This is a genomic window from Solihabitans fulvus (assembly GCF_008386585.1).
Classification (GTDB): Bacteria; Actinomycetota; Actinomycetes; order Mycobacteriales; family Pseudonocardiaceae; genus Solihabitans; species Solihabitans fulvus.
Map to the genome: position 1 here is coordinate 149,035 of NZ_VUOB01000075.1, position 9,858 is coordinate 158,892.

A 9,858-nucleotide genomic window follows, 5' to 3' on the forward strand; every position below is an offset into this window, starting at 1 on the left:
CCACAGGCGTTGACCGGTCCGGATACCACGGAACTGGTGGGAATTCCACTGTGGACAGCGGGAGATGGTCGGCATGCCGGGCGGTGGTGACGCGCTGACCACGCCAGGACCGTGCGACAGCACACGAAGGCGTCCCGTAACGGGCCAACTTTTGCACACGGTCGAGTGACTGTGTTTGTCCCGCCGTCGTCGCAACGTTGCGATGTGCGCCATGACCACTTTCTTTTCACCGACGCTGGGGCGCCGCGGCTTTCTCGGCGCCGCGGTCGCCGCCGGTGCGGCGCTGGCCGTCCCCGGCACGGCGCACGCGCTGGCGCCGGCCGCCTCGGCGGACGGCACCAGCCACGAACTCGCCCGCGAGATGCTCCAGGTCGGCGCGGACGATGAGGACCTCAAGCTCGCGTACCTGAAGATCCTCATCGACACCGGCCTGCGTAGGACGACGACGCCGAAGAAGGTCCTGGTGGTCGGGGCGGGCATCGCCGGTCTCGTCGCGGCCAGGCTGTTGCGCGATGCCGGGCACGACGTCACGATCCTGGAGGCCAACGCCAACCGGATCGGCGGCAGGATCAAGACCTTCCGCGGTGTGTTCTCGGACAAGGCGCTGCACGCCGAGGCGGGGGCGATGCGGCTGCCCGACGACCACCCGATGGTGCTGGCGTTGGCCGACAAGCTGGGCATCCGACGGCGGTTGTTCTACAACGCGGACGTGGCTCCCGGCGCGCAGCCGGTCGGCCCGGTTCCTCCGGTGGTGTACCGGTCGTTCACCGGCGAGTCGTGGACCAACGGCGCGCCCGTGGCCTTCACCGCGCCAGCGGCCACCAACCGCACCCTCATCCGGGTCAACGGCCTGATGGTGACGCGGGCCCAGTACGCGACCGCTCCCGGCGAGGTGAACGAGTCGTTCGGCTCGGCGCGAAGCTCCGGCGCGGCCGCGTCGCTGGACGCCGCGTTCGCGCCCGTGACGGTCGCGTCGACGGGCCCGATCGCCGATCGGATCCGGGCGTGGGCCACGCTGCTGCACACCTACGACGACTACTCCACCCACCGATACCTGGTGGAGCAGGCGGGTTGGAGCCTGGCCGACCTCGAGGCCGCCGGCACGCTGGAGAACCTGACCTCGCGGCTGCACCAGTCGTTGTTCCCCACCCTGATGGACCACGCCACGATCAACCCCGCCTCCCGGTACTGGGAGTTGGAGAACGGCACGGCGTCCCTGACCGACGCGTTGGCCGCACAGCTCGACGGCGTCATCCGCCAGAACCGGAGGATGACCGCGCTCACCCAGACCGACTCGGGCGTGCGAATCGAGACCATCACCGAGTCCGGCGCCGAGGACGGTTCCGACGGCGGGCCGCAGGCACCGACGGAGACCTTCGAGGGCGACTACGCGATCATCACCATTCCCCTGACCGCCCAACGGTTCTGCGAGTTCACGCCGCCGCTGTCCTACCCGAAGCGGCGCGCGACGATGGCCCTGCACTACGACTCGGCGACCAAGGTGTTGCTGGAGTTCAGGACCCGGTTCTGGGAGCGCGACTCGCCGGGGTTCACCGGATTCACCGGGGGCGGGTGCGTGTCCGACAGCCCCAACCGGTTCACCTACTTCCCCTCGCACAGCCCGGAGGGATCTCCCGGCGGCGTGGTACTGGCCTCCTACACCTGGTCGGACGACGCCATGCGGTGGGACTCGCTGACCGACGACGAGCGGTACGCCTTCGCGCTGAAGAACCTGGCCGCCATGTTCGGCCAGCAGGTGTACTCGGAGTTCACGGGCGTCGGCGCGACCCAGTCCTGGGCGCGAAACCGTTACGCCCTAGGCGAGGCGGCCATCGTCACTCCCGGGCAGCTGCACGAGTACCACCCGGCCACCCGCACCGTCGAGCGCCGGGTGCACTTCGCCGGAGAGCACACCAGCCTGAAGCCGGCCTGGATCGAGGGCGCGCTGGAAAGCGCGGTGCGCACGGCCGTGGAGATCCACGGTCGACCGCAGGGCTGACCGGATGCCTGTCGCACTACTGGTCCTCTTCGGTGCGGTGATCCTGAGCGTGAGCGGCACGCTGCTCATCCACAGGTGCAGTCGCGAGAGGAGTTTCGACCACAACGCGTTGATCGGCTACTTCCTGAGCGCGGTCGGCGCCTTCTACTCCTTCCTCCTCGCCTTCGTCGTGGTCAGCGCGTGGTCGAACATGAACGCGACCCAGAACAACATCTACGACGAGGCGAGTGCCCTGCCCGGCATCTACTACGACTCCACGGTGTTTCCGGAGGACCAGCAGAAGGGGTTGCAGAAGGGGGTGATCGACTACGCGCAGCTCGTCATCAGCGACGAGTGGCCCGCCATGGGCAAGGGCGGCTCCAGCGCGAAGGTCGACGCCGTCGCCGGCACACTGCGGAAAAGTGTCCTCAGCGTGCAGCCGCAGAACGCCCAGCAGCAGGCCCTGTACAGCGTGATGTTGGGCCATTTAAGCAAACTGAACTCGGACCGCCGTTGGCGACTGAACCGGGCCCAGCCCGCCATCCCGCCGATGTTCTGGGCCGCGCTGGTCGGCGGGGGCGTCGCGGTCGGTATCGTGCCGATGTTCTTCCACGCCCGACGGCGAATGCTGCACGCGGCGCTGATGGCGACACTGAACCTCATGGTCGCCGCGTCGCTGCTCCTTGCGCACGGCATGGACCAGCCGTTCGCCGGGATCATCCAGGTTGAGCCGGACGCGTTCCGGCTCGCCCTGGTGCAGATGGGGCAACACGGTCCCTAGCCGGTGTCGACGCCTGCCAGGTCGAGCAGGCGGCACATGTCGTGAAAGCCTTCCAGACACGCGTCGTGGACGGCTCGGTGGCGGCCTGACGTCCGGGCGAACAGCAGCAGAAAGTACGGGTCGATGGCGTCCGGATCGTCGATGCTCGCCTCCACGGTCTCGCCGCTGGCCGGGTTCTCGAACCGGCAGTGGTCGCCGTGCAGGTGGACGTCCCACGTCCCGTCAAGGGCCCGGACTTCGTCGGGATACTCGGCGCCGCGGTCGTGGGCGGGCAGCACCTCGGCGCGCAACCGGGCGACCAGCGATCCGGACACCTGCCGGAACTCGGCGATCAGCCTGTCCAGCGCTGGACGGAGTTCCCGCGCCTCCTCCTCGGCGACGAGTCGGAGCACCGTGAGCCCCGGTCCGCCACCGGCAACCGTCGGTGAGGCGATGACCACCAGGTCAGCGGGGAGGGCGGTCCGCAGCGCCCGCGCCGCCGCGGTCACGGCCGGCATGTCCGCGGCGGGGTCGACGTGGACGACCAACCGGTGCCCGCGCGTGACTTGCCGGCGGATGTCCGCCGGCTCGGGCCCGTTCGACGATGTCGGTTCCACGCCAGGAGACTAGGTGATCTGTGCCAACGGACTAGTTCCTGCCTTCCGGTGTGCTCAGGCCGCGGCCGGTAGTGGCTCGGCGAAATGGCAGGCGACCAGGTGTTGTCCGGTGGCGGTCGGCACGGGCAGCAGCGGCGGCTCGGTCGTGCCGCAGATCGCCTGTGCGCTCGGGCATCGCGTGCGGAAGCGGCAGCCCGACGGCGGGTCCACCGGGGTCGGCACGTCCCCGGACAACCGGATTCGGTTGCGGCCCTGCGCCTCGCCGTCCCCGGTTCCCAGGTCGGGTTCGGGGACGGCCGACAGGAGTGCCTTGGTGTAGGGGTGGCGCGGGTCGCCGTACAGCTCGGCGCGGTCGGCCAGCTCCACGATCCTGCCCAGGTACATCACCGCGACGCGGTGCGAGAAGTGCCTGACGATGGCCAGGTCGTGGGCGATGAACAGGAACGCGATACCCAGGTCCCGCTGCACCTGTTGCAGCAGGTTGACGATCTGCGCCTGGATCGACACGTCCAGGGCGGACACCGGCTCGTCGGCCACGATCAGCTTCGGTTCAAGGGCAAGCGCCCTGGCTATGCCGATGCGCTGCCGCTGTCCACCGGAAAACTCGTGCGGGAAACGGTTGTAGTGCTCGGGATTGAGCCCGACCGTGGCCAGCAGCTCGCGCACGCGGGCGCGGCGGGCGCTGGCCGTGCCGGTTCGGCGGATGGCGAGCGGCGCGCCGACGATCGTGCCGACGGTCTGCCTGGGGTTCAGCGAGGAGTACGGGTCCTGGAAGATCATCTGGATCTCGGCGCGCACGGGCGCCAGCTCGCGGCGGGAGGCGTGCGCGATGTCCTCGCCCCGGTAGCGCACCGCGCCACCGGTCGGCTCCAGCAGCCGCGCCACCAGCCGGCCGGTGGTCGACTTGCCGCAGCCGGACTCGCCGACCAGCCCGAGACTGCGGCCGGCCTCGATGCTGAAGTCCACGCCGTCCACCGCTCGGACCGCGCCGGTGCGCCGCGTCAGCAGGCCGCCGCGGATCGGGAAGTGCTTGTGCAGCCCCGCCACCTCAAGCAGGGGCGCGGTGTGGTGCTCGGGCATCGGGTAACTCCCGGTGGGTCGCTATGGCTGGAGGTGTTGCTGGGCAAGGACTTCGCGCGGTTCCTCAGGCAGGTGGCACGCGGCGGCGTGGCCGACTTCGGCCAGTGCCGGCCGGCGGGTGACGCAGTCGTCGCCGGGCACGCGCTCGCGGTGCGCGCACCTCGGGTGGAACGGGCAGCCGGCCGGCACCGCGAGCAGGCTCGGCGGGCTGCCGGGGATGGGCACCAGGGGTTCGTCGACGTCGCTGTGCAGGCGCGGCACCGACCGCAGCAGCCCCTCGGTGTAGGGGTGGCGCGGCCTGGTCAGCACCTGCTGGGTGGCGCCGTGCTCCACGGCGCGGCCCGCGTACATGACCAGGACCTCGTGCGCGGTGTTCGCCACGACGCCGAGATCGTGCGTGATCAGGATGATCGCCGTGTCGAACTCCCGTTGCAGGTCGCCGAGCAGGTCCAGGATCTGCGCCTGCACCGTGACGTCGAGCGCGGTCGTCGGCTCGTCGGCGATGAGCAGATCGGGGTCGCACACCAGGGACATGGCGATCATCGCCCGCTGCCGCATGCCGCCGGAGAACTCGTGCGGGTAGTCGTCCGCGCGCCGACCCGGCGCCGCGATGCCGACGCGGCCGAGCAGGTCGACCGCGCGGGCGCGGGCGGCCGACCTACTGGCCCCGGTGTGCCTGCGGTAGGTCTCGGCGATCTGCGCGCCGATCGTGTAATACGGCGAGAGCGCGGTCAGCGGGTCCTGGAAGATCATCGCAATTCTGTTGCCGCGCAGGGACTGTAGTTGTTTCTCGGTGGCGTCGATCAGCTCGGTTCCGTCGAAGGTGACCCGTCCGGTGACCGTGGTGCGGGATCGGTCGTGCATGCCGAGGACGGCCAGGCTCGTCACGCTCTTTCCCGAGCCGGACTCGCCGACGATGCCCAGCGTCTGTCCGCGCCGAAGGTCGAAGGACAGGCCGTCGACGGCGCGCACGACGCCGTCCTCGGTGGCGAACCGCACCTGAAGGTCGCGGACCGAGAGAAAAGGTCCACTCTGGACTGACGGAGGCGTCACGAGTTGCTCCTGGCGGAAGGGCGGCTCACCGCAGCCGGACCCTGGGGTCGATGACGGCGTAGCAGGCGTCGACGGCGATGCTGGCCAGGACCATGGCAGTGGCGGCGACCAGCACCGTGCCCATGATCATCGGCAGGTCGGAGTTGGCCACCGAGTCGACGGCCAGCTTGCCGATCCCGTGGATGTTGAAGGTGGTCTCGGTGATCAGCGCGCCACCGAGGAACAGCCCGAGGTCGATGCCGAACGTGGTGACCACCGGCGTCATCGCGCCGCGCCAGGCGTGCCTGATGTACACGCCCCAGGAGGACAGTCCCTTGGCGCGCGCGGTCCGCACGTAGTCCTCGCCGAGCGTGTCCACCATCGACGAGCGGGTGTAGCGGGCGTAGGTCGCCGCGTTGACCACGGTCAGCGTGATCCACGGCAGGACCATGCCGCCGAACCACGCGCCTGGCGCGGCGAACGGCGAGGTGTAGCCGGGCTGCGGCAGCCACTGGAGCTCGTCGACCAGGAGGTAGCGGGCGATGATCCCGAAGAAGTAGATCTGCACCGACGCCCCGACCAGGCAGGCGGCCATGCTGACCTTGTCGACCGTCTTTCCCCGGCGCAGCGCCGCGATCAGGCCGAGGCCGACACCCACGGTCAGCATCAGCGCCGCCGCGCCCAACGCCACGGAAAGCGTTGCGGGGAAACGGTTCAGCAGGGTGTCAAGGACCGGCTGGTGGTTGACGAAGGAGAAGCCGAGGCACGGCGCGGAGCACCACTGCCCGTCGAAGTCCCTGCCGGCGAAGATGCCGGTGAGGAAAGACCAGTACTGCTCCGGCAGCGGCCGGTCGATGCCGAGGTTGTGGTGGATGGTCGCGAGCAGCTCGGGTGTGCAGCCCTTGCCGCAGGACAGTCTTGCCGGGTCCGAGGGCAGGGCGAAGAACAGGAAGAAGGTCACGGCGCTGATCACGAACAGGATCAGGACCGCGCCGAGCACCCGCCGGACGAGGAAGCGGAGCACGTTGCCTCCAAGGGCTGGGACGGCCGGGCGGTGCCCGGCCGTCCGGCGGCGGTCACTTCACGAAGACGTCGGTCGGGTAGATGGTGCCGAGGAAACCCTGGTAGAGCCCGCCGAGTCCGGGACCGTTCACGGAGATCTGGCGCGAGTCCGTCCACGGCACGATCGGCGCCTTGGCCATGATCTTCTTGTCCAGCGCCGCCCACTGCGCGCCGGCCTGCGTCAGGTCGGAGAGCTGGCTGATCCGGTCGATCTCGTCCTTGGTCTCCTGGTCGTCGAACAGCGAGGTGTTGCCGCTGGAGTTGGCGATCTGCCGGCCGTCGAGCACCGGCGGGATCACCGTCGACGCGCTCGGCCAGTCCGGTCCCCAGCCCGCCCAGTACAGGTCGAACTGGTTGTCCACCTTGCCCATCTCGTCGTAGTAGTCCTTGTCGCTGATCGGCTTGCGCACCACGGTGAACCCGGCCCTGGTCAGCGCGTCGGAGATCGCGACCGCGGCCTGCTCCCACTGCGTGGTGCTGGCGTAGGCGTAGACGATGGTGGGGTTGGGCTTGCCGGCCTCGGCGAGCAGCTGCTTCGCCTTCGCGGGATCGCCGGCGGGCGGGACCTTGTACAGGTCGTAGTTCTCGTAGCCGGTGGTCACCGGCGACAGGATGGTCGTGGTGAAGTCGCCGTACAGCGGGCCGCCGAAGATCTGCCTGACCTGTTCCTTCGGGAAGGCGGTGATGATCGCCTGGCGCACCTTGACGTCCGTGACTCGCCGGTTGTTGATCGCGAAGTACTCGGAGAAGGGCGCGAGTCCGTTGATGGTCCGCGCCTTCAGCTCGGGGTTGGTCATCACCTGCTGCGCCACGTCGGCGGTGACTTTGACGTTGAACGTCATGGCGTTGCGGTCCTCGCCGTTGGCCGCGATCAGCCGCTGGTCGATGTCCAGGTTCTGCCCGCCGAAGGAGAACGCGAACTTGTCCGGGTACGCGTGCCTGGCCGGATCCGTTGCCGCGTCCCAGCCCGTGCTGCGCGACAGCGCCATGGACTTGTCGGTGTCGTGGCTGTCGATCTTGTACGGCCCCGAGGAGAACGGGTGCTGGTCGAAGCTCGCGTGCGTGTCCTTGGCCTTGGGCACGGGGCTGTAGCACTGCATAGCCATGGTGTAGGGAAGATCGGCGTGCACCGAGGTGAGGTGCAGGACGATCGTCTTCTGGTCCGGCGTCTCGATCGCGTCGAGTTCCTGCCCCTGCCACGGTCCCGGGTAGGCGGCGGAGAAGTCCGACTTGCCGGTGAGCCACATCTGGAGGTACTGCGGCCCGCCGGTGAGCTCCTTCTGGAAGGTCCGCTCGATGCCGTACTTGACGTCGCCTGCCGCGATCGGCGAGCCGTCCTCGTACTTGAGCCCGTCCTTGAGGGTGAACTTCCAGGTCTTGCCGCCGTCGGTGGTGGAGCCTGTGTCGGTGGCCAGGTCGCCGACGAGCTTGGTCTGGTCGCCGACGTGCTGGTAGGTGGTGAGCTGCCTGGTGAGCAGCAACGCGGCGGTCTGGTTGCCCGAGCTGTAGAGCCGTGCGGGATCCAGGTGGTTGAAGTCGGCCCGCTGGTACACCGTGACCGTGCCGCCCGACTTCGCGCCGGGCACCTCGGGATCGGGGCCCTTGGAGTCGGCGGCCGTACCGATCGGCACGGCCTGCTTGGCCGCCGGCGCCTGCGTTCCCGTGGTGCTGCCGGCTGGTGTGCCCGAGGAGCAGGCCGTTGCACCGAACGCGACGACCGCGCAGGCCGCGACCGCCCAGCGTTGTGTTGATCTGTTCATGACGTTCCTATCTCGGGATTGGGCAGACGTGCTCAGCGGTGGGCACGGGGGTCAAGGGCGTCCCTGACCGAGTCGCCGAGCAGGTTGAAGGCGATGACGAAGACCAACATCGCGAGGCCGGGCGCGAGCATGTAGGACAGGTCGGCGGAGTAGACCTCGGCGCCCCGATGGATCATGCGGCCCCAGTCCGGCGTCGGCTCGACCATGCCGACGCCGAGGAAGGACAGCGCGGCCTCGGTGGTCACGTAGGTCGGCACGGTCATCGAGACGGACACCAGGATCGGGGTCCAGAGGTTGGGCAGCAGCTCGGCGCGGATGATGCGGCCGGGGCCGGCACCCGCGATCCGCGCCGCCTCGATGTACTCCCGTTCGCGCAACGAGAGCACCTGGCCCCGCATCAGCCTGGCGATCTGCGCCCAGCCGAACGCGGACAGCACGAGGATGACGGTGGTGGCGCGCAACCAGGTCGGCGTCTCCTGGTCGGGCGGCACGAACAGCGACTGGATGACGGGGATGAACGCGATGAAGAAGAGCGTGGAGGGAAAGGACAGCACGACGTCGATGACCCGGCCGACGCCGAAGTCCACCCACCGGCCGGTGTAGCCGGCGACGACCCCGATCAGCACGCCGAGCGTGGTGATGATCAGCACCACCGCGAGCGAGATCAGCAGCGAGGTGCGGATGCCGTAGAGCAGCTGGGTGAACACGTCGCGGCCGAGGCTGGGTTCCAGGCCGAGCCAGAACTGGCCGTCGATGCCGCCGTTGGGTTTCGCGGGATAGCCGAACTCGTTGAGCAGGCCGGGCTGATTCTGGCCGTAGGTGGTGTACGGATCCTTTCCGTACAGCGCGGCGATCACGGGCGCGCCGAGCCCGGCAAGGAAGAAGAGCAGCACGACCGCGCCGGAGATGACCCCGGTTCGGTCGCGCCGGAAGCGGCGCCAGGCGAGCTGCGTCGGGGATCGGCCGGCCACCTCGGCCGGCGCGAGTGTCTGGTCTGGTGGCGGTTCCTCGGATGACCCTGCCGTGTCGCGGTGGTCGCTGGTCACGGCGAGGCCGGTTGGCTCGTTCATGCGGATCCCCGGCGGAGGTGGGGTGAAACCATTACGTGGGGCGAAGTTTGCTGCTGTTGGCCTGAGCACGAGTGGTGTTGGGACTCTGACAATCCCAGTGACGTACGTCAAGTGTCAGATTTGAAGTGTGACATTGCATTGAAGAAACCTTTGCCTGGACATGGTGTGGTTTGACCTTGAGTGGTCGGTTTCGTGCCGCTAAGTACGATGTGCGTGTTATGTCGCGACTTGGTGTCATCCGGGCGTGCGTCGGGTCGCCGGTGTCCGCGAACCGAGCAGGATCGTGTTGGATCGACCTGCCGGAAGGCCGGCGCTGATGTTCTTGGGAGGCTTGGGTGGCTGTCGTTCGATCGGGTGAGACGGGCTCGCCTGCTGCGGTGGGTGGCGACCGACTCAGGCTGCCCTCGGTCGAGGAGCAGCGGAGCCTGCGTGAGCAGGTGTCGCACGCGTTGCGGGCGGCGTTGGTGGCTGGTGAGCTGCGGCCGGGGATCGTGTATTC

At 68.9% G+C, this 9,858-nt stretch carries 8 protein-coding genes; 2 read left to right on the plus strand and 6 right to left on the minus strand.

The window, feature by feature from the left end; genetic code table 11:
• The first annotated feature begins 211 nt into the window (after positions 1 to 211).
• Together F0L68_RS36115 and F0L68_RS36120 are read left to right on the plus strand one after the other, a co-directional pair.
• A complete protein-coding gene (locus F0L68_RS36115) occupies positions 212 to 1,999 on the plus strand; it encodes a flavin monoamine oxidase family protein (protein WP_149854391.1) in 1,788 nt (595 codons plus the stop codon).
• A 4-nt stretch (positions 2,000 to 2,003) separates the two neighbouring features.
• Positions 2,004 to 2,759 (plus strand): bestrophin-like domain, encoded by a 756-nt coding sequence (locus F0L68_RS36120; protein WP_149854392.1) that lies wholly within the window; start codon positions 2,004 to 2,006, stop codon positions 2,757 to 2,759.
• Here F0L68_RS36120 and F0L68_RS36125 read toward each other — a convergent pair.
• Genes F0L68_RS36125 through F0L68_RS36150 form a run of 6 tightly spaced genes read right to left on the minus strand, consistent with a single transcriptional unit; the run spans position 2,756 to position 9,359 of the window.
• Positions 2,756 to 3,355, minus strand: coding sequence for a DUF6896 domain-containing protein (locus tag F0L68_RS36125; RefSeq protein WP_149854393.1), 600 nt, complete (start codon positions 3,353 to 3,355; stop codon positions 2,756 to 2,758). The two genes, F0L68_RS36120 and F0L68_RS36125, sit on opposite strands and share 4 nt — an antisense overlap.
• A 54-nt stretch (positions 3,356 to 3,409) precedes the next feature.
• Positions 3,410 to 4,435: an ABC transporter ATP-binding protein gene (locus F0L68_RS36130; RefSeq protein WP_149854394.1), complete on the minus strand. Its 1,026-nt coding sequence runs from the start codon at positions 4,433 to 4,435 to the stop codon at positions 3,410 to 3,412.
• Positions 4,436 to 4,456: 21 nt separating this feature from the next.
• The gene (locus tag F0L68_RS36135; protein ID WP_149854395.1) at positions 4,457 to 5,488 is read right to left on the minus strand and encodes an ABC transporter ATP-binding protein; all 1,032 of its coding nucleotides are present in this window, start codon (positions 5,486 to 5,488) and stop codon (positions 4,457 to 4,459) included.
• A 25-nt stretch (positions 5,489 to 5,513) separates the two neighbouring features.
• Positions 5,514 to 6,491, minus strand: a complete 978-nt coding sequence (locus F0L68_RS36140; protein WP_149854396.1) for an ABC transporter permease — start codon at positions 6,489 to 6,491, stop codon at positions 5,514 to 5,516.
• 52 nt (positions 6,492 to 6,543) lie between these two features.
• Positions 6,544 to 8,289, minus strand: a complete 1,746-nt coding sequence (locus F0L68_RS36145; protein ID WP_149854397.1) for an ABC transporter substrate-binding protein — start codon at positions 8,287 to 8,289, stop codon at positions 6,544 to 6,546.
• A gap of 32 nt (positions 8,290 to 8,321) precedes the next feature.
• Positions 8,322 to 9,359, minus strand: a complete 1,038-nt coding sequence (locus tag F0L68_RS36150; RefSeq protein WP_149854398.1) for an ABC transporter permease — start codon at positions 9,357 to 9,359, stop codon at positions 8,322 to 8,324.
• Between the last annotated feature and the right edge of the window lie 499 nt (positions 9,360 to 9,858).

Excerpts from the sequence above, each read along its gene's own strand:
- F0L68_RS36115 (WP_149854391.1), top strand. The coding sequence starts at position 212 with ATGACCACTTTCTTTTCACCGACGCTGGGGCGCCGCGGCTTTCTCGGC.
- F0L68_RS36120 (WP_149854392.1), top strand. The coding sequence starts at position 2,004 with ATGCCTGTCGCACTACTGGTCCTCTTCGGTGCGGTGATCCTGAGCGTG.
- F0L68_RS36130 (WP_149854394.1), bottom strand. The coding sequence starts at position 4,435 with ATGCCCGAGCACCACACCGCGCCCCTGCTTGAGGTGGCGGGGCTGCAC.
- F0L68_RS36145 (WP_149854397.1), bottom strand. The coding sequence starts at position 8,289 with ATGAACAGATCAACACAACGCTGGGCGGTCGCGGCCTGCGCGGTCGTC.
- F0L68_RS36150 (WP_149854398.1), bottom strand. The coding sequence starts at position 9,359 with ATGAACGAGCCAACCGGCCTCGCCGTGACCAGCGACCACCGCGACACG.